We start from the raw sequence: 19,741 nt of genomic DNA, 5'->3' as shown, positions 1-19,741 counted from the left end.
GAGCGGTGAGCGGAGCGGCGGAGTCGTTCAGCCGGACGGCACTGGCCGCCTTCCGGCTGAACGGCTGCTCGCTCCGACCGAGGCGGGCCTCGCCGCCGTCCGCCGGATCACCCCGGGCCACCCGGAGCTCGCCGTCCGGCTCTGCCAACTGCTGGGCGGCGACGACGAGTTCCGCCGGGGGTGGACACGTGGGAGCAGCTCGGCCGGGCCCTCGACCGGCTCTGACCGGCCCGCCCCGGGCCGCCGTCAGACCAGCGCGCAGAGGGCGTCCAGCAGGGCGGTGAACGCCTTCGGGTCCAGCCCCCGGCGGAGGGTCGCCGCCTGCTCGGCCGGGGTGGCCCCGAGGGCGGCCACCAGCTCGGCCGTTGCCGGGCCGCCGAGGGCGGCGCTGCTGCCCTGGTGCGGGAGCGCGCGGGCCTGGCCCGTGTTGTCCGCGGACAACACCGCCTTCGGGGCGGGCGGGTGGCCGGCGGTGGACAGCCGCTCCTTGGCGGCGCCGAGCAGGGCCCGGTCCTGCTCGCGCTTCGCCTTCTCGTCACCCTTGATCCGCGCCTCCAGGGCCAGCAGGTCGGCGGCCGTCAGCGCGCCGTCCTCCTTGACGGCCCGGGCCAGCCGGCGGGCGTACCGCTCGGCCATCCGGCCGTCGATCAGCATCAGCTGGATCTCGTCGGGCAGCGTGAGCAGGGCGATCTGGTTGCCGACCCAGGAGCGGTCCCGGCCCCGGCGGCGGGCCACCTCGGCGGCGTTGCCCTCGCACTCGTCCAGCAGGTGCCTGATGCCCCGGGCCCGTTCGATGACGTTGAAGTCCTCGCGGTCCTCGTTCTCCAGCAGCAGGTTGTCGACGAAGTCGGCACGGGTGGCCGCCAGGTCGTCCCTGACCACGAAGTCCAGCTGTGCGAGACCCACCAGCAGGGCGGCCCGGTACCGGCGTTCGCCGTTCAGGATGACGAACTCGGCGCTGCCGAGATCGGCCGCGTGCAGCGGCCAGAGCCGCAGGTACGCCTCCCTGCTGACCGCCACGCAGGCGGTCAGCTGGCGCTTGGCCAGGCTGTCGCCGAGGGCGACCTGGGACTCGTGGCTGCCGAAGTCCGACCGGGGGTTGGTGGCGGCCGGGACCACCCGGGCCAGGTCGAGGCGGCGCAGCTCGTAGGCCGGGATCAGGCCCTCGGTGACGGCCTTGGCCTGACCCCGCTCGCTCCGGGCGGGGCGGGGGCTCCGGGGGGCGAGGCTGCCGAAGGCGCCGGTGCCGAGACGGTCGGCTGCTCTGGTCACGGGGCGATCCTCCGGGCGATGGTGCGCATCAGTTCGGCCTGCTCGCTGTCGGGCGCGTGACTGAGCAGCGGGAGCTTCATCCGGACCGCCTCGCGCTGGTCCTTGAGGTCCGGGACGACCGCCAGCACGGGCGGGGTGCCGATCGACTCCCAGCCCTCCAGGGCGGACTTCACCACGAAGCCCTTGCGGGAGTCGAAGAGGTTGACGATGAAGCCGAGGTCGGCGATGTCGATGTCGAGGTCGTCGCAGAGCGAGTCGATCTGCTCGCGGAGCAGCTCGTAGGCGTCGGCGGAGGAGTCCTCGGCCTGGACCGGGACGATGATGCCGGAGAGGCCGCCCTGCTCGGCCTCCCGGGTGCGGACGTAGTAGAGGGCGGTGTCCATCGCGTAGCCGAGGCTGGGCGGGCAGTCGACGATCACGAAGTCGAAGTCCTGCTCCAGACCGGCCAGCGCCTTCTCCAGGGCGGTCTCCTTGACCCGGACCTCGCGGGAGGTGACCAGCTTGGCGTCGAGCAGGAAGCCGTCGGTGCAGGCCGGCAGGAGGTGCAGCCGGTCGCCGAGTCCGTGGCCCTCGATCCGGATCAGGATGCTGCGCAGGTCGTGCTCGCCCTCGCCGACCATGGCCTTGGTGAGGCTGCAGCCCTTGATCGGGACGTGGGTGTGGCCGAGCTGCTTGGTCAGGTGGCCCTGCGGGTCGAAGTCGACCAGGCAGACCCGGAAGCCGGTCTCGGCCAGTGCGGCGGCGATCCCGGCGGACAGCGCGGTCTTGCCCACGCCGCCCTTCTGGTTGCCCAGCGCGATCCGGCGGGGCCCGGCGCCGGTGCGCTCACGGCGGGGGAGCGGGTGGCTGTCGAGCCAGAGCCGGACCGACTGGGCGAGGCCCTGGGTGTACCGGATGCCCCGCTCGGAGCAGTCGGCCCGGAAGCCCCGGTACAGGTCGGAGGGGACGTACGTGGAGAACGAGGTGCCCCGGGCGGTGTCGACGGTGGTGAGCGGCCCGGCGGCCTGACGCCACGCCAGGATGCCTGCGGTGACGGCGTCCTGGACGGCGACGCCGACGGTCGCGGCACGGATCTTCAGCTCGCGTCGGAGCTGCGGGGGGAGTCTGGTGACTACCTTGTCCCGGTCATCGGACGGACTCTGTGCGGTCATGGGGGGAGTTAACCGCTGAGATGTGGTCAGATCGCGCGACACGACTGCAATGTACGAAATTGGGCTGATTGTCTGTTCTGTTCGGCCTACCCGACCGGGCCGATGTTGTCCGCGGACAACACCGGCGCTAGCCGGCCGCGCGGGCGCGGAACGCGGTGCGGTAGGCGGACGGGGAGACCCCGACGGTGCCGGTCAGGTGCTGGCGGAGCGAGACGGCGGTGCCGAAACCCGCCTCGGTGGCGACCTGGTCGACCGGCAGGTCGGTGGTCTCCAGCAGGCGGCGGGCCCGGTCCACCCGGCGCTGGGTGAGCCACTGGCCGGGCGGCATGCCGACCTCCTCGCCGAACCGGCGGCAGAAGGTGCGCACGCTCATCCGGGCGTGCCCGGCCAGCTCGGCCAGCGGCAGCGGGCGGTGCAGCTGCTCCAGCGCCCAGGCCCGGGTGCCGGCGGTGGACGCCGCGGCCGGCTCGGGCAGCGGGCGGTCGATGTACTGGGCCTGCCCGCCCTCCCGCCAGGGCGGCACCACGCAGAGCCTGGCCACCCGGTTGGCGATCTCGCTGCCGTGGTCGCGGCGGACCAGGTGCAGGCAGAGGTCCACCCCGGCGCCGACCCCGGCCGCCGTCAGCACCTGGCCGTCGTCGATGAACAGCACGTCGGCGTCCACCTCGATCTGCGGGAAGGTGCGCTGGAAGTGCGCGGCCTCGGTCCAGTGCGTGGTGGCCCGGCGGCCGTCCAGCAGCCCGGCGGCGGCGAGCACGTACGAGGCGGTGCAGATCGAGACGATCCTGGCCTGCGTGGGCAGCAGCGCGAGCGCGGCCGCCAGGTCGTCGGGCAGCCAGTCCAGCAGGCCGTCCGGGCCGCAGGCGAACGGCGGGATGACCACGGTGTCGGCGGTCCGCAACACCTCGGCGCCGTGCGGCACGGTGATGGTGAAGTCGGCTGAGGTGGCCACCGGGGCACCGTCCAGGCTGCAGGTGACCACCTCGTACAGCGGCCGTCCGGCCGGGTCCTCGGCGGTGCCGAAGATCCGGACCGGGATGCTCAGTTCGAACGGGTAGACGCCGTCCAGCGCCAGGACCACGACACGGTGCATGGCAAGATCCTTGCACATATCGGCATTCCTGCCACTCGTTGTGCCCGGCCGGATCCGGAAATCTTGTCGTCGGGCGGCCGGACGGCGGCCCGGGACGAGGGAGATGACGATGCGTGCGATCGGCCAGGACGAGTTCGGCGGCCCCGAGGTACTGAAGATCGTGGAGGTGGAGCGCCCGGAGCCCCGCCCGGCCGAGGTGCTGGTGCGGGTGCACGCGGCCGGGGTCAACCCGACCGACTCCTGGCACCGGGGGAGCGGCGGCCTGGACGGCCGGATCGTCCGGCTCGGCTGGGACGTCTCCGGCGTGGTCGAGGCGGTCGGCATCGGGGTGACCACGCTGGCCCCGGGCGACGAGGTGTTCGGCATGCCGCGCCACCCGGTCGCCGCCGGCACCTACGCCGAGTACGTCGCCTCGCCCGCCCGGCACCTGGTCCGCAAGCCCGCCGGGCTCGACCACACCGAGGCGGCGGCCCTGCCGCTGGTCGGGATGACCGCCTGGCAGGCGCTGGTGGACACCGCCGACGTCCGGCCGGGGCAGCGGGTGCTGATCCACGCCGCGGCCGGCGGGGTCGGCCACCTCGCGGTGCAGATCGCCAAGGCGCGCGGGGCGTACGTGATCGGCACCGCCCGGGCGGCCAAGCACGACTTCCTGCGCGGGCTCGGCGCGGACGAGCTGATCGACTACACCGAGGCCGACTTCGAGACCGCGACCGCGCCGGTGGACGTGGTGATCGACACCATCGGCGGCGGGTACGGCCCCCGCTCGCTGCGGGCGCTGAAGGAGGGCGGCTTCCTGGTCTCGCTGGCCTCCCCGGCCGAGGCCTACCTGACCGAGCAGGCCGCGGCGGTCGGCAGGCGGGCCGCCTTCATGGCCGTCGAGGCGGACCAGACCGGGCTGCGGGAGCTGGTCGCGCTGGTCGGGGCGGGTCGGCTGCGGCCGGTGCTGGACACCGTACTGCCGCTGGAACTGGCCTCGAAGGCCCACGAGTTGCTGGACGCCGGGCGGGCGCAGGGCAAGCTGGTGCTGACCGCGGTCTGACCTCGCGGGGCCGCCCCGGCCGCGGTGAGGACCGTTTCATCAACGGTGACGGCCGGGCAACGGGGCCGAAACAGCCGGTCGGCAGGCTGCCTCCATGACGATCCCGACCCGAGGCCCGGCCGCCCCGCTCCGGGTGCTGCACGCCCGCCGCCGTCCCGCCCTGGTCCTGGTCGCGCACGGCTCGCGCGATCCGGGCACCCAGGCCGAGATCCGGCGGCTGACCGACCGGCTGGCCGCCGCCCGGCCCGAACTCGACATCCGGGTGGCCCACCTGGGCCTGAACGCCCCGTTGCTGTCCGAGGTGCTGGACGGCCTGAGCGGTCCGGCCGTGCTGGTCCCGCTGCTGCTCAGCCGGGGCTACCACGTCAAGGTCGACCTGCCCGCGCTGCTGGCCGCCGCACCCCAGGTCAGCGGTCGGGTCGCACCCCCGCTCGGCCCCGACCCGCTGCTCACGCAACTGCTGCACACCCGCCTGACCGAGGCCGGCTGGGGTCCGGACGGCGACGCCGTGGTGCTCGCCGCGTCCGGCTCCCGGGACCCGGACGCGGCCGAGGACACCGAAACCCAGGCGGCGCTGCTGGCCGCCAGGCTCGGTGTCCCGGTCCGCACCGGCACCGTGACCGGCGGCCGCTCGGTGGCCGAGGCGGTCGCCCGCCTCACCGCCGAGGGTCACCGCCGGGTCGCCGTCGCCTCGTACTTCACCGCCCCGGGCGACTTCGCCCGGCTCGCCGCCTCGGCCGGCAGCTGGGTCACCGCCGCACCCCTGGGGGACCACCCGACGATGGCGGACCTGATCCTCACCCGCTACCGGTCGACGAGCCTCGCCGGGGCCCGGGGAGCGGTGACGCCGACCTCGTGAGCGTCGGACCGGGGTGAACGGTCAGCCACTGTTCGCTGACCCGTACGCCGCACCTCCTCCAGAATGTCCGCGCTCCGGCGTACGGTGCTGGTATATGAACGACACCACGTACGACCCCGCCGCCGAAGCCCGCTGGGTGCCCGAGCCCGACAAGCGGCCCGGCCGGACGGCGTTCCAGCGTGACCGCGCCCGCGTGCTGCACTCCGCCGCGCTCCGCCGACTGGCCGGCACCACCCAGGTGGTCGCCCCGATGCGCAGTGACTTCCCCCGGACCAGACTCACCCACTCGCTCGAATGCGCCCAGGTGGGGCGGGAGTTGGGCGCGGCCCTGGGCTGCGACCCCGACCTGGTGGAGGCCGGCTGCCTGGCCCACGACATCGGGCACCCGCCGTTCGGCCACACCGGCGAGGAGGCGCTCGACCAGGCCGCCGAGTCCTGCGGCGGCTTCGAGGGCAACGCCCAGTCGCTGCGCATCCTGACCCGCCTGGAGCCCAAGCGGTTCGCCCCGCTGGACGAGGAGCCCGCCCGGCTGGCCCCCTGGCCCGGCCGCAGCGTCGGCCTCAACCTCACCCGGGCCGCGCTGGACGCCGCCACCAAGTACCCGTGGCCACGTGGCGCGCACCCGACCGACCCGGGCTCCACCAAGTACGGGGTCTACGGCGACGACCTGCCGGTGTTCCGCTGGCTGCGGACGGGCGCGCCCGCCGACCGGAAGTGCTTCGAGGCCACCGTGATGGACTGGTCCGACGACGTGGCGTACTCCACCCACGACGTCGAGGACGGCATCCAGGCCGGCCACCTCGACCTGGCCGCGCTGCGCTCCGCCGAGGAGCGGGCCGAACTGTTCAAGATCGCCGAGCGGTACGCCGAGGCCGAGCCCGAGGAGTTCGGCGCCGCGCTCGACCGGCTCCAGGCCGAGGAGTGGTGGCCCCGGACGTACGACGGCTCGGCCCGCGCCAGGGCCGGGCTGAAGGATCTCACCAGCAAGCTGATCGGCCGGTTCTGTCTGGCCGCCGAGCAGGCCACCCGGGCCCGCTACGGCCCGGGCCCGCTCACCCGCTACGCCGCCGAGCTGGTGGTCCCGGCCGGGGTGCGGATCGAGTGCGCGGTGCTCAAGGCGGTCGCCGTCCGGTACGTGATGCAGCGCGACGAGCAGGCCCAGCTCAGGTCCCGGCAGCGGATCGTGATCGCCGAGCTGGCCGACACCCTGGCCCGGACGGCGCCGTACGGGCTGGACCCGGTGTTCGCCGCGCTGTACGAGGAGGCGGAGGACGACCGGGGCGCGCTGCGCGCGGTGATCGACCAGATCGCCACCCTCACCGACGCCTCCGCGCTCGCCCTGCACGGCCGCCTTGTCCCCCCGGGGCCGTAGACTTCCGAGGTGGCCGGGCGGATCAGGGATGAAGACGTACAAGCGGTGCGTAACGCACTGCCGATCGACGCTGTCGTCAACGACTACGTCCAACTGACCAACGGGGGCGGGGTCCAGCTCAAGGGCGTCTGCCCGTTCCACGACGAGAAGTCCGCCTCGTTCTACGTGCACCCGAGCAAGGGCGTCTTCCACTGCTTCGGCTGCGGCGAGAGCGGCGACTCGATCACCTTCCTGATGAAGATCGAGCACTTCTCCTTCGCCGAGGCCGTCGAGCGGATGGCCGCCCAGGCGGGCATCACCCTGCGGTACGAGGAGGGCGGTTACTCGCCCCGGCACCAGAAGGGCGAGCGGACCAGGCTGGTCGAGGCGCACAAGATCGCCGCGGCCTGGTACCAGGAGCAGCTGGAGACCGCCGAGGCCGAGATCGGCCGCACCTTCCTGGCCGAGCGCGGCTTCGACGCCGAGGCGGCCAAGCACTTCGGGGTCGGCTACGCCCCGGTCGGCTGGGAGCACCTGGTCCGCTACCTGCGCGGCAAGGGCTTCTCGGACAAGGAGATCCTGGCCGGCGGCCTGGCCTCGCAGGGCCAGCGCGGCGGCCTGATCGACCGCTTCCGGGGCCGGCTGGTCTGGCCGATCCGGGACACCACCGGCGAGGTGATCGGCTTCGGCGCCCGCCGGCTGCGCGAGGACGACAACGGGCCGAAGTACCTGAACACCCCCGAGACCCCGATCTACAAGAAGTCCAACGTGCTGTACGGCCTCGACCTGGCGAAGAAGGAGATCGCCAAGTCCGGCCGGGCGGTGGTGGTCGAGGGCTACACCGACGTGATGGCCTGTCACCTGGCGGGCGTCACCAGCGCGGTGGCCACCTGTGGCACCTCCTTCGGCGAGGACCACATCAAGATCATCCGTCGGCTGCTGATGGACACCTCCCAGTACCGCGGCGAGACGGTCTTCACCTTCGACGGGGACGCCGCCGGGCAGAAGGCCGCCCTGCGGGCCTTCGAGGACGACCAGAAGTTCGCCGCCCGCACCTCGATCGCGATCACCCCGGGCGGGATGGACCCGTGCGAGCTCCGGCTCGCCAAGGGGGACGACGCCGTCCGCGAGCTGATCGAGAACCCGGTCCCGCTCTTCGAGTTCGCCCTCCGCTCGGCCGTCGAACGCCACCGGGTGGACACCGCCGAGGGCCGGGCGGCGGCGCTGGAGGAGGGCTCGAAGATCATCACCAAGATCAAGGACCGTTCGATCCAGCACGAGTACGCCGTCCAACTGGCCGGTCTGCTGGGCATCCTGGACGAGCAGTTCGTGGTCCGCCGGATCTCCCAGCTGGCCCGCTGGCAGCGCGACAACCCGCCGCAGCAGCGGCAGCAGCTCCGCCGCCCCGGCCCGCCCGAGCCCACCGCGACGGTCCGCCCGCTGTTCCGTCTGGACCCCAAGGACCCGGCCCAGTTCGTCGAACGCGAGCTGCTCAAGCTCGCCCTCCAGCACCCCGACCTGGTCAGCCCCGCCTTCGACAACTACGGCGACGAGGAGTTCCCCACCCCGCCGTACACCGCCGTCCGCCGGGCCGTCCGACAGGCCGGTGGCGCCGCGTACGGGGCCACCCTGCCGGACTTCACCACGACGGTCCGGGACGCCTGCCCCGACGACCAGGTCCGTTCCCTGGTCACCGAGTTGACCGTCGAGCCGATCCGCACCCGGCGGGCCCCCGACGTCATCTACGCGGGCGAGTTCCTGGTCAAGCTCCGGCTCCAGGCGGTGGACCGCCGGGTCGCCGAGGTCCGCGCCCAGCTCCAACGCCTGGGCAACCGCGGCACCCCCGAACAACTCACCGCCGTCCAGGGCGAACTCTGGGCCCTCCAGCAGTACACCCAGTCCCTCCGCACCCTCGGCTCCGCCGGCCTCTAGGCAGCCGCTCCGGATCTACGGTCAGGGGCTCGGGGCTGTGCTGGTGTGCGGCTCCCCCGCGCGGGCGCACGTGGTGCACCGCCAGGGGCTCGGGGAACTGCGACGCCGGCCCTTGCAAGGTGATCGTCGCGTAGGTGCTCAGGCACTTTCGCAGTGACCCGAACGCCAGACCTCCTCGCAGTTCCCCGAGCCCCTGGACCGTAGACCTGGAGCGCCTGTCTAGAGCGCAGCCCCGAGCCCCTGGACCGTAGCTGCCCGAGCGCCTGGCCGTAGCTGCGCGATTGTCTGCCAAAGGTGCAGTCCCGACGGTTGATGGCTGATCACCTGTTCACCCGGGTACCCCCTTGGTGTGGCGCGGTTTCCCCCACGAGCCGCGCGTCGGCCGAGAGAGGGATGCCCCCGTGGACCTTTCCGCTGCACAACTGGCCGTGGTGGAGCCGGAGTCGGCCGGCCCCGCGGCCGACCTGCTCCGCCAGTACCTGCGCGAGATCGGCCGGATCCGCCTGCTCACCGCCGTCGAGGAGGTGGAGCTGGCCCGGCAGATCGAGGCCGGCCTGTTCGCCGAGCAGAAGCTCGCCCGAGTCGGTCAGGACGACCCGCTGCGAAGAGAGTTGGAGCACCTGGTGCAGCTCGGGCGGCGGGCCAAACGCCGCCTGATCGAGGCCAACCTCCGCCTGGTGGTCTCGGTGGCCAAGCGGTACGTCGGCCGCGGCCTGACCCTGCTCGACCTGGTGCAGGAGGGCAACCTCGGGCTGATCCGGGCGGTGGAGAAGTTCGACTACGCGCGCGGCTACAAGTTCTCCACCTACGCCACCTGGTGGATCCGGCAGGCGATGAGCCGGGCGCTGGCGGACCAGGCCCGGACGATCCGGGTCCCGGTGCACGTGGTGGAGCTGATCAACCGGGTGATCCGGGTGCAGCGGACGCTGCTGCAGGAGCGCGGCGCCGAGCCCAGCCCGGCCGAGGTCGGTGCGGTGCTGGAGCTGTCGGAGACCAGGGTGCTGGAGGTGCTCAGGCTGGCCCAGGAGCCGGTCTCGCTGCACACCCCGGTCGGCGAGGAGGACGAGGTCGCGCTCGGCGACCTGATCGAGGACGCCGACGCCGCCTCACCGGTGGAGACGGCCGCCTTCCTGCTGCTCCGCGAACACCTGGACGCGGTGCTGGCCACCCTCGGCGAGCGCGAGCGTCAAGTCGTCCAGCTCCGTTACGGGTTGGACGACGGACACCCGCGCACGCTGGAGGAGATCGGCCACCTGTTCGGCGTCACCCGCGAGCGCATCCGGCAGATCGAGGCCAAGACCCTGAGCCGGCTGCGCGCGCACTCGTTCACCGACCAGCTGCGGGCCTACCTCGACTGACGTCAGTCGTCGGCCAGCTCCGGGTGCACCTGGTCCCGGACCGTCCGGTACTGCTGGCGGACCGAGCTGCCGACCGCCAGGTCGCTGTCGCGCTCGGCGACCAGGGTGACCGCCTCCGGCAGCTCCCAGTGCGGCGGTTCGGCGGTCCCGGCCAAGGCCCAGGCGGCCTGCCGGGCGGCGCCCCGGGCGGCGTGGTCGCCGGCCGGCGGTATCACCACGGGCACGCCGAAGATCAGCGGTGCGGCCTCGCGCACGGCCGGGAGCCGTCCGACCGCGCCGAGCAGGAAGATCCGACGGACCGTCACGCCGTTGTCGCGCAGCACGTCCAGCGCGTCCGCGACGTTGCAGAGCATGCCCTCCACGGCCGCCCTGGCCAGGTGCGGCGGCGTCATCGACTCGGCCCGCAGGCCGGTCAGGGTGCCCGCGGCGTGCGGAAGCCGGGGCGTCCGCTCGCCGTCCAGGTAGGGCAGCAGCACCAGCCCGTACGCGCCGGGGGAGGACTGCATGGCCAGCTCGCTCAGCCCGGCCAGGTCGGTGCCGAGCAGGCCGGCCATCGAGCGGAGCACCTGGGCGGCGTTCAGGGTGCCGACCATCGGCAGGTGGCGGCCGGTGGCGTCGGCGAACGAGGAGATCGCGCCGGTGACGTCCACCACGGCCTGGTCGTGCACCGCGAAGACGGTGCCGTTGCCGCCGAGCGAGACCACCGCGTCGCCGGGGCCGAGCCCGAGGCCGAGCGCGGCGGCCATGTTGTCGCCGGTGCCGGCCGAGATCAGCAGGCCCTCGGGGGTGTGCCCGGCGGGCTCGGCCGGGCCGAGCACGTCCGGCACCTGGAGCTGGTGCCCGAGGGCCAGCTCGATCAGGTCCTGCCGGTACTCGCCGGTGAGCGGCGACCAGTACCCGGTGCCGGAGGCGTCGCCCCGGTCGGTGGTGCGGCGCTTGGGGTGGCCGAGCAGCTGCCAGACCAGCCAGTCGTGCGGCAGCAGCACCTCGGCGATCCGCTTGGCCGAGACCGGCTCGAACTCGGCCAGCCAGCGCAGCTTGGCCACCGTGTAGGTCGGGGCGGGCACCGAGCCGATCGCCCGGACCCACGGCTCGGGGCCGCCCAGCGCGTCGATCAGCTGCGCGGCGGCCCCGGCCGACCTCGGGTCGTTCCACAGCAGCGCCGGGCGGACCAGCACCCCGCCCGCGTCCAGCCCGATCAGCCCGTGCTGCTGGGCGGAGACCCCGATCGCCCGGACGCCCTCCAGCAGGCCGCCGGTGGCCGCCTCGCCGAGCGAGTGCAGCCAGAGCTGGGGGTCGGTCTCGGTGGCTCGGGGATCACCGCCCTCGGGCGTCGGGTGCGGCGCCCGGCCGTCCCGCAGCACGGCGCCGGTCTCGGCGTCGCACGCGACGATCCGGGTGCGAGTGGTGGAGCTGTCGATGCCCGCGACGATGGCCATGTCGAGATCATGCCTCAGCTCGGCGCCCGGACGGAGCCGACCGGGCGAAGTGTTGCCCACCCGGTGCCCCGAACCCCGTCCTTCCCGGCGCTACGGACGGTACGTACCCCAGCTGTCGTCCTCGGCGCCCCGGGCGCTGAAGTACGGGACCCGGTCGGTGAGCGCGTTCGGCAGCCGGTCGCCGACCTTGCCCGCGACCGCTCCGGCCGCCTTCCCGGCGACCACGCCGGCCTGCTGCCTGGCCTTGCCGGCCACGTCCTGCACCTTGGGGTTCTGCGCCACCTGCCGGGCCGCGCCGGCGATCTGCTCGTAGCGCTTGCGGCCTGCCTTGGCGCCCAGGACGTAACCGACCCCGACCCCCACGACGAACGTCAGCTTCCACATGCTCGGTCTCCACCCTTCCTTGCGGACCCTGCCGCGTTGCCCTGCTTGCCCTACCCGTCCGGCCCGGCGGCGAACCGCCCGGCGGCAGGCGGGCCCCAGGCACCCGGGTCCGTCGCCAGGCTCCAGCATCCCCGCCAGGCGCCCGGGGCGCCCGCCCGGCGCGCCGTGGGAGCCGCGACGGGTCGTGGCCTCGGTCACTCCCGGACGGCCCCGGCGAAAGCGATTGGCGGACCACCCCCCTGAGTGCGCTAATGTATGACCCGCAGCGAGCGCCGAAGTCCGGATCACCGATCCGGGTCAGGACGCAAGCTCGGTCCCGCATAGCTCAATTGGCAGAGCAGCCGACTGTTAATCGGCAGGTTATTGGTTCGAGTCCAATTGCGGGAGCGCGGAAGGGTCCAGGCCCGTCCGACACCTGCATTCCCCCATAGCTCAATTGGCAGAGCAGCCGACTGTTAATCGGCAGGTTATTGGTTCGAGTCCAATTGGGGGAGCTTCACCGGCAGTTGAGGTGAGTTGCGTAGAGCGAAGGCCCTTCGGATCGCCGAAGGGCCTTCGTGTTTCCCGGCCCCGCCGGGGTCAGCCGGTGGCCCGCCGGTAGAGCTCGCTCACCCGGTGGTCGAAGGTGATGCTGTACGAGGTCCGGTCGGTGTCCCCGCCCTCCTGGTAGCCGCCGATCACGCCGACCACCTCGCCGGCCTCGGTCAGCCAGGGGCTGCCGCTGGTGCCGTTGGTGTAGCCGTGGCAGTCGAACCGCTCCTGGGTGGCGCTCTGCTCGGCCGTCCGGTTGCTGCAGGTGATCGGCTCCTCGGACTCGTTCGGGTAGCCGGTGACCGACACCGGCAGGCCGAAGCCCAGGCCCGTCCCGAGCCGGAACCCGCCCAGCACGTCCGCGATCTCCCGCCCGCCGACCGGGGCCACGGTGAGGAACGCCACGTCGTACTCCGGATCCGCCGAGTCGGTCCAGGCCGGGTCGACCACCACCTGGTCGACCTGCCAACTCCCGTACGGGAGCTTCCCGTTGCGATAGCCCGGGGCGAACACCAACCGGCCCAGCCGCCCGAACAGCGGGGGCTCCACGCAGTGCGCGGCGGTCACCAGCAGATTCCGCCGGGGGCTGTCCACCACGCTGGCGGTACAGGCCCGGGCGCCGTGCTCGCTGCCGATGAACAGCGTGCCGATCCGGTCCCCGGCCGGGCTCGGCGGGGCGGTGCCGGCCGACGGGGCGGTGTCGTCCGCGGCGGACGTGGCGGCCGGCTGCTGCGCACAGCCCGCCAGCGCCAGCGGCAGCGCGAGGAGCAGTCCGAGGGCCGTGCGGTGCCGCCGTGCGGGTGTCATGCGGTCCGTCCTCAGCTGCCGGGAGTGCCTTTCGGCAAGATCTACCAGCCCGGGCCGCCGGAAGGCCAGCCCTACCCCGTCGCCCGGTCGTACAGCGCCTGCACCCGGTCGCCGAAGTAGCTGCTGTACGAGGTGTCGGGGGTGTCCCCGCCCTGCTGGTAGCCGCCGATCACGCCGACCACCGTGCCGGTCTTCGTGGTCGGGTCGAAGTCGGTCACCCAGGGGCTGCCGCTGGTGCCGCCGGTGTAGTCCGGGCAGTCGATCCGCAGCTGGGTCGGGCTCTGCTCGACGGTCAGGTTGCCGCAGGTGATCGGCACCTCGCCACTGCTGGGGTAGCCCGTCACCTTCACCGCCAGCTGGTACCCCTTGTCGACGCCCAGCCGGTTGGCGCCGAGCACCTGCTGCACCTGCTGCCCGTTCTGCGGCTGGACGATCGCGAAGGCCACGTCCATGTCCTGGTCGCCGTCGTCCGCCCAGCTCCGGTCGACCGTGATCGAGGCCAGCGGCCACACCCCGTTGGGCGTCTCCCCGTCCCGGTAACCGGGGACGAAGACCAGGTCGCTGCGCTGGCCCACCAGCGGGTCGTAGACGCAGTGCGCCGCCGTCACGATCAGGTTCTGCCCGGCGCTGTCGACCACGCTGGCGGTGCAGAAGTGGTCGCCGTCCGAGTTGTGCGTGAACACCGCGCCGACCAGGGCGTTCAGCGGGGTGGGCTTGGCGGTCCTGGTGGTGCCCGCGTGCTTGGCGATGGCGGACTTGATCCGGTCCCTGTCCCAGCCGTGCGCGGCGGCGGCCCCGCTGCTCGGGCCGGTACCGGTACCGGTTGGGAGGCTCGGGCTGCTGCTCGGCGTACCCGCCGGGGCCGGGCCCGCCGACGAACCGCAGCCCACCGCCAGCCCCAGCACCAGCACACCGGCTGCCCATCTGCCGCGCACCGTCACCACCGCCCGTCGGGACCGGATCCACCGGCCTCCAGTCTTCGGCGGCCCCCGGGCCGGTGCCCACCGCAGCTCACCCGGACGGGGAGCGCACGGCCCGGCTGCTCGGATGCGCCCCCGGCGAGCACCATGACGGACCGACCGGCTATGCTGCGGAGGACGGCCCTGATGGGCCGTCTGCTGCTGCTCCGGCCCTTCGCGGCCGAAGGCACGGCGAACCGGGGCGGTAGCTCAGCCGGTTAGAGCAGGGGACTCATAATCCCTTGGTCGTGGGTTCGAGTCCCACCCGCCCCACCCAATTCAGCTGTGCAGCGGTCCAGCCTTTACCTCGCCCTTACCTGCCAGAACTCTAGAGCATCCCTTCGGACATCCAAGGGCGCCGCCAAGAAGTTCACCCCGTTAGGGGACAGTGGCAGTGCCCGCGTGAGCTGTCGGACCGCACCTGGGAGGCTCCGGCCACCCGATGACCACCGTCGGCACCTGCTCGGCGGGCGCTGGGTACGCTGGGCCGGTGCTCCTGCCCGCCGACCTGCCGACGCCGCTCCAGGTACTCGACGACCCCGACTTCGCGCGGGCCGGGGTGGAGCTCCGGCTGAAGCGGGACGACCTGGCGCACCCGACCGTCCCGGGCAACAAGTGGCGCAAGCTCGCGCCCAACCTGGCGTACGCGCGGGAGACCGGCGCCCGGGGGCTGCTCACCTACGGCGGGGCGTACTCCACGCACCTGCGGGCGGTGGCGGCGGCCGCGCAGGCGCTCGGGCTGCCGAGCATCGGGGTGGTGCGCGGTGACGAGCTGGCCGACGCCCCGCGCAACTGGTCGCTACGGGCGGCCGAGGAGTGCGGGATGGAGCTGCGTTTCGTCGCCCGGGCCGACTACCGCGCCCTGCTGACCGACCGTCGGCCACCGGCGCCCGGCTGGCTGGTCCTCCCCGAGGGCGGCTCCAACCCGCTCGCCGTCCAAGGGGCCGCGACCGTCCCCGCCGAGATCCCCGACCTCGGGCCGCGCGACCTGCTCGCCTGCCCGGTCGGCACCGGCGGCACCCTGGCCGGTCTGGCCGCCGGGCTGCCGCCCGGCGCCCGCGCCCTGGGCGTGGCCGTCCTGCGCGGTGAGGGGTACCTGGAACGCGAGGTCACCGCCCTCCACCGGGCCACCTACGCCCGCGAGTTCGACAACTGGCGGATCGCCCACACCCACCACGCCGGCGGCTACGGCCGCCTCACCCCCGAACTCACCGCCTTCGCCGACGAGTTCGAGCGACGCCACGGCCTCCCGCTGGAGCGCCGCTACGTCGCCAAGACCCTGCACGCCGTCCTGCACGCCGCCGTCACCGGCCAACTGCCCCCGGGCACCCGCGTCACGGTGGTGGTCACCGGTCTGCCCGACCCGGTCTGAGCGTGGTGGCCCGGTCGGTCTAACCGAACGTCAGGTTGGAGCAGAGGTCGGAGTCGGCGGTACGGGTGTTGTCGGTGATACCGGTGGGGACGCCGGTGCCCGAGGGGGTCGGGGCCGTGGTCGGGGTGTCGCCCGGGGTGCTGGGGGACAGGTCGCGGCCGAGGGTGACGGTGAGGCCGTCGGCCGTCCGGTCGGGCTGCAGCGCGGCGGTGGGGAAGTGCCGGGCCAGCGCCTCGGCCGCGTCGATCAGGGCCGGCGGGTAGGCGATCAGCGTGGTCTTCCGGGTGCTGGTGGGGGTGGGGCCGACGGTGACGGCGGTGTAGCCCTGGGCCTTGAGGGTCTCGGCGGTCCGGGCGGCCAGGTCGGGGGTCCTGGTGGCGTTCAGCAGCACCACGGGGGTGGTGACGGCGGGGATCGAGGGAATCTCCGACGGTGCCGCGGTGACCAGGCCGGTGGACTGGCCGTCCAGCGTGCGGTCCTGCCGGAGCAGGTTCCAGAGCTGGTCGACGTCCGGGTGGACCAGGGCGACCCGGTCGCCCTGGTAGCGCCAGGGGACGGTGACGAACTCGATGTCGGAGAGCTTGATGTCCTGGAGCGACTGGGCGAAGTCGACCAGCTTCATCGGAGTGCCGAGACCGGGGTCGACGGTGAGCGACCTGCTCGCGGCGTCGGCCAGCGGGAGCAGCGTGGTCAGGTTGAAGCCCTGGTCCTGCACCTTCTTGATGAGGGAGGAGAGGAAGGCCTGCTGGCGCTTGATCCGGCCGATGTCGGAGCCGTCGCCGAAGCCGTGCCTGGCCCGGACGTAGTCCAGGGCGAGCTGCCCGGCCAGGGTCTGCCGGCCCTGCTCCAGGTGTATGCCGTAGGAGTCGACGGCGTTCGGCACGCAGACGTCGACGCCCTTGACCGCCTCGGTCATCGCCGCGAAGCCCTTGAAGTCGACCACGATGGTGTGGTCGATCCGCAGGCCGGTGAGGGCCTCGACGGTGTTCTGCGAGCAGGCGGGGTTGCCCTGCTCGGAGCCGCCGATGGTGAAGGCGGAGTTGAACATCTGGTTGCCGCGCGCGGTGGTCCACTTACCGTCGGCCTGCTTGCAGGGCGGGATGGTGACCAGGGTGTCCCGGGGTATCGAGACCGCGACCGCGTGCCGCCGGTCACCGTAGACGTGCAGCAGGATCGCGGTGTCGGAGTGCCCGACGCCCTCGTCCCCGCCGCCGAGGTCGCCGTTGCCGTCGTTGCGGGTGTCCGAGCCGAGCAGCAGGACGTTGACCGGCAGTCCGCCGCCCACCTTGGTGGGGGTGGGGGCCGGTGGGCGGCTGGTGGCGATGCCGCCCGCGTCGAAGGTGGTCAGGTTGCCGTCGAGGCGGTGGTAGTACCAGGCGCCGGTGCCCGCGGTGGCCAGCACCAGGACGGCCGCCGTCGCGCCGGCGAACTTGGCCAGCCGTTTGCGGCGGGAGGCAGGCCGGATCTTCGGGTCGCTCATGGGGTCTCAGGCACTCTCTGCTGCGGCCGCTCGGCGGGAAGCCGTCGGGTGCGGGGCCCGGAACGGGGCCCTCACCTCCAGGACGGTTCGGCACGGGCGGTCGGTTACACGAATGCGCAATCTAACCCGGAAGGTCTGTACGAGTCCCATCGCCCCCCCAGCGGGGGCGGGCCGGGGTCAGGCCCGGGCGTCGTCCTCGCCCGCGTGCTCCAGTATCCGGCGGAGCAGGTCGCGGAGCTGGGCGCGCTCGTCGTCGTCGAGGGCGGCGAGCGGCTCGCGGGCGAAGTTGAGCGACTCGCGGAGCTCCTCGGAGGCGGCGCCGCCGGAGTCGGTGGCGGCCACCAGCTTGACCCGGCGGTCCTGCGGATCGGCCTCCCGGGTCACGAAGCCGCGCCCCTCCAGCCGGTCCACGATGCCGGTGATGTTGGACGGCTCGCAGCTCAGCGTCTGGGCGATGTGCCGCATCGGCATCGGACCGCGCCGGAGCAGGGCCAGCACCTTGGCCTGGGCGCCGGTGAGCGAGCGGGCGGCGGCGGCCTCCTCGTACTCGCGGTGGAAGAGCGCGACCAGGCCGGCCATCAGGTCCACGACCTCACGGGTGATCGCGTCGGCGGGCGCGGTGGCGTCCTGGGTGGGCTTCGTCTCCATGGGCACCAGTCTAGCTGAATATTTGACAAGGTGAACCTTTCATGCCCACGATTGCTTCAGTAGGTCAACCTTTCAGGCTCGGCACGACGAGGAGTACCGCCATGGCAGAGCAGGCGACGCCCACCACCGGCCGCGAGTGGCAGCTGGCCGCCCGCCCGAACGGCTGGCCGCAGCCGACCGACTTCGCGTTGGTCGAGGCTCCGGTCCGGCAGCCCGGGCCGGGGCAGATCCTGGTCCGCAACGACTACCTCTCGGTCGACCCCTACATGCGCGGCCGGATGAACGACGTGAAGTCGTACGTCCCGCCGTTCCAGCTCGGGCAGACCATGGACGGCGGCGCGGTCGGCCACGTGGTGGCCTCCGCGGCCGAGGGCTTCGAGGTCGGCGACGCGGTGCTGCACGGGCTCGGCTGGCGGGAGTACGCCACCCTGGACGCCAAGCACGCGGTCAAGGTGGACGCCGAACTCGCCCCGCTCTCCTACTACCTGGGCGTGCTCGGGATGCCCGGCCTGACCGCGTACGCGGGCCTGCTGGAGGTGGCCTCCTTCAAGGAGGGCGACACCGTCTTCGTCTCCGGTGCGGCCGGCGCGGTCGGTTCGCTGGTCGGCCAGTTCGCGAGGCTCAAGGGCGCCAAGCAGGTGATCGGCTCGGCCGGTTCGGCGCAGAAGGTGGCCACCCTGGTGGACGGCTACGGCTTCGACAGTGCCTTCAACTACAAGGACGCCCCGGTCCGCGAGCAGCTCGCGGCCGCCGCCCCGGACGGCATCGACGTCTACTTCGACAACGTCGGCGGCGACCACCTGGAGGCCGCGATCGGTGCGCTCAACGTGCACGGCCGGGTCACCCTGTGCGGCGCCATCGCGCAGTACAACGACACCGCCGCCCCGGCCGGGCCGCGCAACCTGGCGCTGGCGATCGGCAAGCGGCTGCGCCTGCAGGGCATGCTGGTCAACGACCACACCGCGCTCAAGGGTCAGTTCCTGGCCGAGACGGCCGGCTGGTTGAAGAGCGGGGAGCTCCGCTACGACGAGACCGTGGTGGACGGTGTGGAGAACACCGTCGACGCCTTCATCGGCCTGCTGGGCGGGGCCAACACCGGCAAGATGGTGGTCCGGCTGACCCACTGACGAACACCCCGGTGACGCCCGGCCGTTGTGCACCGCCCCCGCCCTCCCGGGCGGGGGCGGTTTGGGTACGGGCGCGTCCGGTCCGGCGTGCGGCCCCGATCCGACGGACCGTCATGTGCCGCCCCGGCCGGGGCGCTACGGTGGGAACCGTCCCCGATGGGGCCGTTCGGGGGAGAGATCCCGACGAGGGGTAGACCTCGGGATGGATCGGGCTAGCATTGAGTGAAAGCTTGTCCGTTTTGCTCAACTTAATTACCTATATGTCGAATAAATTGGGCAGTGCGGGGCAGTACGACACGACAGAAGCGGCGCAACCGGCGACGGGCACGAGGCAGCTGGGGAAGGCGACCCTCGTCCACAGCCTGGAGGTCCCGGTGACGACACGTGGAGTTCTGTACATCCACTCCGCGCCCCGCGCGCTGTGCCCGCACGTCGAGTGGGCGGTGGCGGGCGTGCTCGGCGTGCGGATCAGTCTCGACTGGATCCGCCAGCCGGCCGCGCCCGGCCACTGGCGGGCCGAGCTCTCCTGGCAGGGGGAGCCCGGCATCGCCTCGCGGCTGGCATCCGCCCTGCGCGGCTGGCAGTTGATCCGCTTCGAGGTCACCGCCGAGCCCACCACGAGCACCGAGGGCGAGCGCTACAGCTCCACCCCGGCGCTCGGTATCTTCCACGCCGTCACCGGCATCCACGGCGACATCCTGATCCCCGAGGACCGGCTCCGGGCCGTGCTGCTCCGGGCCAGGAACGAGGGCACCGACCTGGAGGCCGACCTGTGCCGGCTGCTCGGCAAGCCCTGGGACGACGAGCTGGAGCCGTTCCGGTACGCGGGCGAGGGCGCCCCGGTCCGCTGGCTGCACCAGGTGGTCTGACCGTCCGATGAACGCCGAAGGCCCGGCCCGCGGAAGAACTCGCGGGCCGGGCCTCGGTGTTGACGGGCGG

16 protein-coding genes, 3 tRNA genes and 1 pseudogene are annotated in these 19,741 nt (G+C 73.0%); 11 read left to right on the top strand and 9 right to left on the bottom strand.

Going from position 1 to position 19,741, the window contains the following annotated elements; all coding sequences use genetic code 11:
- Positions 1-246: 246 nt before the first annotated feature.
- The 3 genes from ACIRPK_RS05355 to ACIRPK_RS05345 all read right to left on the bottom strand — a co-directional run bounded on the left by ACIRPK_RS05355 (position 247) and on the right by ACIRPK_RS05345 (position 3,516).
- Entirely contained in the window at positions 247-1,272 is a 1,026-nt protein-coding gene (locus tag ACIRPK_RS05355; RefSeq protein ID WP_403033306.1) for a ParB/RepB/Spo0J family partition protein, read from the bottom strand.
- Positions 1,269-2,423 carry a ParA family protein gene (locus ACIRPK_RS05350; RefSeq protein ID WP_403033304.1) on the bottom strand — a complete coding sequence of 385 codons (1,155 nt, stop codon included), beginning with the start codon at positions 2,421-2,423 and terminating at the stop codon, positions 1,269-1,271. Before ACIRPK_RS05350 ends, ACIRPK_RS05355 begins: the two co-directional genes overlap by 4 nt.
- Positions 2,424-2,550: 127 nt before the next feature.
- A complete protein-coding gene (locus ACIRPK_RS05345; protein WP_403033302.1) occupies positions 2,551-3,516 on the bottom strand; it encodes a GlxA family transcriptional regulator in 966 nt (321 codons plus the stop codon).
- 109 nt (positions 3,517-3,625) lie between these two features.
- Here ACIRPK_RS05345 and ACIRPK_RS05340 point away from each other — a divergent pair, with 109 nt between their 5' ends.
- The 5 genes and pseudogenes from ACIRPK_RS05340 to ACIRPK_RS05320 all read left to right on the top strand — a co-directional run.
- The gene (locus ACIRPK_RS05340; protein ID WP_403033299.1) at positions 3,626-4,555 is read left to right on the top strand and encodes an NADP-dependent oxidoreductase; all 930 of its coding nucleotides are present in this window, start codon (positions 3,626-3,628) and stop codon (positions 4,553-4,555) included.
- Between the two features lie 94 nt (positions 4,556-4,649).
- Positions 4,650-5,414, top strand: coding sequence for a sirohydrochlorin chelatase (locus ACIRPK_RS05335; RefSeq protein WP_403033297.1), 765 nt, complete (start codon positions 4,650-4,652; stop codon positions 5,412-5,414).
- A 94-nt stretch (positions 5,415-5,508) separates the two neighbouring features.
- Positions 5,509-6,786 (top strand): deoxyguanosinetriphosphate triphosphohydrolase, encoded by a 1,278-nt coding sequence (locus ACIRPK_RS05330; RefSeq protein ID WP_403033295.1) that lies wholly within the window; start codon positions 5,509-5,511, stop codon positions 6,784-6,786.
- Between the two features lie 9 nt (positions 6,787-6,795).
- Positions 6,796-8,697: a DNA primase gene (gene dnaG, locus ACIRPK_RS05325; protein ID WP_403033293.1), complete on the top strand. Its 1,902-nt coding sequence runs from the start codon at positions 6,796-6,798 to the stop codon at positions 8,695-8,697.
- Positions 8,698-9,146: 449 nt separating this feature from the next.
- Positions 9,147-10,055, top strand: a pseudogene (locus ACIRPK_RS05320) (RNA polymerase sigma factor); the annotation flags it as partial.
- A gap of 2 nt (positions 10,056-10,057) precedes the next feature.
- Here ACIRPK_RS05320 and ACIRPK_RS05315 read toward each other — a convergent pair.
- Positions 10,058-11,494: an FGGY family carbohydrate kinase gene (locus tag ACIRPK_RS05315; RefSeq protein ID WP_403033291.1), complete on the bottom strand. Its 1,437-nt coding sequence runs from the start codon at positions 11,492-11,494 to the stop codon at positions 10,058-10,060.
- A 90-nt stretch (positions 11,495-11,584) separates the two neighbouring features.
- Complete coding sequence (locus ACIRPK_RS05310; RefSeq protein WP_403033289.1) at positions 11,585-11,878, bottom strand: hypothetical protein; 294 nt, start codon at positions 11,876-11,878, stop codon at positions 11,585-11,587.
- A 314-nt stretch (positions 11,879-12,192) separates the two neighbouring features.
- Between ACIRPK_RS05310 and ACIRPK_RS05305 the strand changes: the two genes are divergently transcribed.
- Both ACIRPK_RS05305 and ACIRPK_RS05300 read left to right on the top strand, forming a co-directional pair.
- Positions 12,193-12,265 (top strand) — tRNA-Asn (locus tag ACIRPK_RS05305).
- A 34-nt stretch (positions 12,266-12,299) separates the two neighbouring features.
- Positions 12,300-12,372, top strand: a tRNA-Asn gene (locus ACIRPK_RS05300).
- A gap of 85 nt (positions 12,373-12,457) precedes the next feature.
- Here ACIRPK_RS05300 and ACIRPK_RS05295 read toward each other — a convergent pair.
- Positions 12,458-13,216 carry a trypsin-like serine peptidase gene (locus tag ACIRPK_RS05295; protein WP_403033286.1) on the bottom strand — a complete coding sequence of 253 codons (759 nt, stop codon included), beginning with the start codon at positions 13,214-13,216 and terminating at the stop codon, positions 12,458-12,460.
- 71 nt (positions 13,217-13,287) lie between these two features.
- Complete coding sequence (locus ACIRPK_RS05290) at positions 13,288-14,151, bottom strand: trypsin-like serine peptidase (protein ID WP_403033284.1); 864 nt, start codon at positions 14,149-14,151, stop codon at positions 13,288-13,290.
- Positions 14,152-14,374: 223 nt separating this feature from the next.
- Between ACIRPK_RS05290 and ACIRPK_RS05285 the strand changes: the two genes are divergently transcribed.
- Together ACIRPK_RS05285 and ACIRPK_RS05280 are read left to right on the top strand one after the other, a co-directional pair.
- Positions 14,375-14,448: transfer RNA gene (locus ACIRPK_RS05285), tRNA-Ile, on the top strand.
- Positions 14,449-14,665: 217 nt separating this feature from the next.
- Positions 14,666-15,547, top strand: coding sequence for a 1-aminocyclopropane-1-carboxylate deaminase/D-cysteine desulfhydrase (locus ACIRPK_RS05280; RefSeq protein WP_403033281.1), 882 nt, complete (start codon positions 14,666-14,668; stop codon positions 15,545-15,547).
- A 19-nt stretch (positions 15,548-15,566) separates the two neighbouring features.
- Here ACIRPK_RS05280 and ACIRPK_RS05275 read toward each other — a convergent pair whose 3' ends face one another.
- Entirely contained in the window at positions 15,567-17,027 is a 1,461-nt protein-coding gene (locus tag ACIRPK_RS05275; RefSeq protein ID WP_403033279.1) for an LCP family protein, read from the bottom strand.
- Between the two features lie 177 nt (positions 17,028-17,204).
- On the bottom strand, positions 17,205-17,675 hold the full coding sequence (locus ACIRPK_RS05270; protein ID WP_403033277.1) for a MarR family winged helix-turn-helix transcriptional regulator: 471 nt from the start codon (positions 17,673-17,675) through the stop codon (positions 17,205-17,207).
- A gap of 101 nt (positions 17,676-17,776) precedes the next feature.
- Here ACIRPK_RS05270 and ACIRPK_RS05265 point away from each other — a divergent pair, with 101 nt between their 5' ends.
- A complete protein-coding gene (locus tag ACIRPK_RS05265; RefSeq protein WP_403033274.1) occupies positions 17,777-18,802 on the top strand; it encodes an NADP-dependent oxidoreductase in 1,026 nt (341 codons plus the stop codon).
- Between the two features lie 374 nt (positions 18,803-19,176).
- A complete protein-coding gene (locus tag ACIRPK_RS05260) occupies positions 19,177-19,671 on the top strand; it encodes a DUF3145 domain-containing protein (RefSeq protein ID WP_403033271.1) in 495 nt (164 codons plus the stop codon).
- Positions 19,672-19,741 lie beyond the last annotated feature (70 nt).

The sequence above is a fragment of the Kitasatospora sp. NPDC101801 genome (genome assembly GCF_044766665.1).
In the GTDB taxonomy this organism is placed as follows: domain Bacteria; phylum Actinomycetota; class Actinomycetes; order Streptomycetales; family Streptomycetaceae; genus Kitasatospora.
This window is presented reverse-complemented; position numbering and strand designations above follow the sequence as displayed.

What these genes read in the sequence shown, in the direction of transcription:
- ACIRPK_RS05270 (WP_403033277.1), bottom strand. Translation starts at nt 17,675, where the DNA reads ATGGAGACGAAGCCCACCCAGGACGCCACCGCGCCCGCCGACGCGATC.
- ACIRPK_RS05350 (WP_403033304.1), bottom strand. Translation starts at nt 2,423, where the DNA reads ATGACCGCACAGAGTCCGTCCGATGACCGGGACAAGGTAGTCACCAGA.
- ACIRPK_RS05265 (WP_403033274.1), top strand. Translation starts at nt 17,777, where the DNA reads ATGGCAGAGCAGGCGACGCCCACCACCGGCCGCGAGTGGCAGCTGGCC.
- ACIRPK_RS05310 (WP_403033289.1), bottom strand. Translation starts at nt 11,878, where the DNA reads ATGTGGAAGCTGACGTTCGTCGTGGGGGTCGGGGTCGGTTACGTCCTG.
- ACIRPK_RS05295 (WP_403033286.1), bottom strand. Translation starts at nt 13,216, where the DNA reads ATGACACCCGCACGGCGGCACCGCACGGCCCTCGGACTGCTCCTCGCG.
- ACIRPK_RS05335 (WP_403033297.1), top strand. Translation starts at nt 4,650, where the DNA reads ATGACGATCCCGACCCGAGGCCCGGCCGCCCCGCTCCGGGTGCTGCAC.
- ACIRPK_RS05315 (WP_403033291.1), bottom strand. Translation starts at nt 11,494, where the DNA reads ATGGCCATCGTCGCGGGCATCGACAGCTCCACCACTCGCACCCGGATC.
- ACIRPK_RS05340 (WP_403033299.1), top strand. Translation starts at nt 3,626, where the DNA reads ATGCGTGCGATCGGCCAGGACGAGTTCGGCGGCCCCGAGGTACTGAAG.
- ACIRPK_RS05330 (WP_403033295.1), top strand. Translation starts at nt 5,509, where the DNA reads ATGAACGACACCACGTACGACCCCGCCGCCGAAGCCCGCTGGGTGCCC.
- ACIRPK_RS05345 (WP_403033302.1), bottom strand. Translation starts at nt 3,516, where the DNA reads ATGCACCGTGTCGTGGTCCTGGCGCTGGACGGCGTCTACCCGTTCGAA.
- ACIRPK_RS05275 (WP_403033279.1), bottom strand. Translation starts at nt 17,027, where the DNA reads ATGAGCGACCCGAAGATCCGGCCTGCCTCCCGCCGCAAACGGCTGGCC.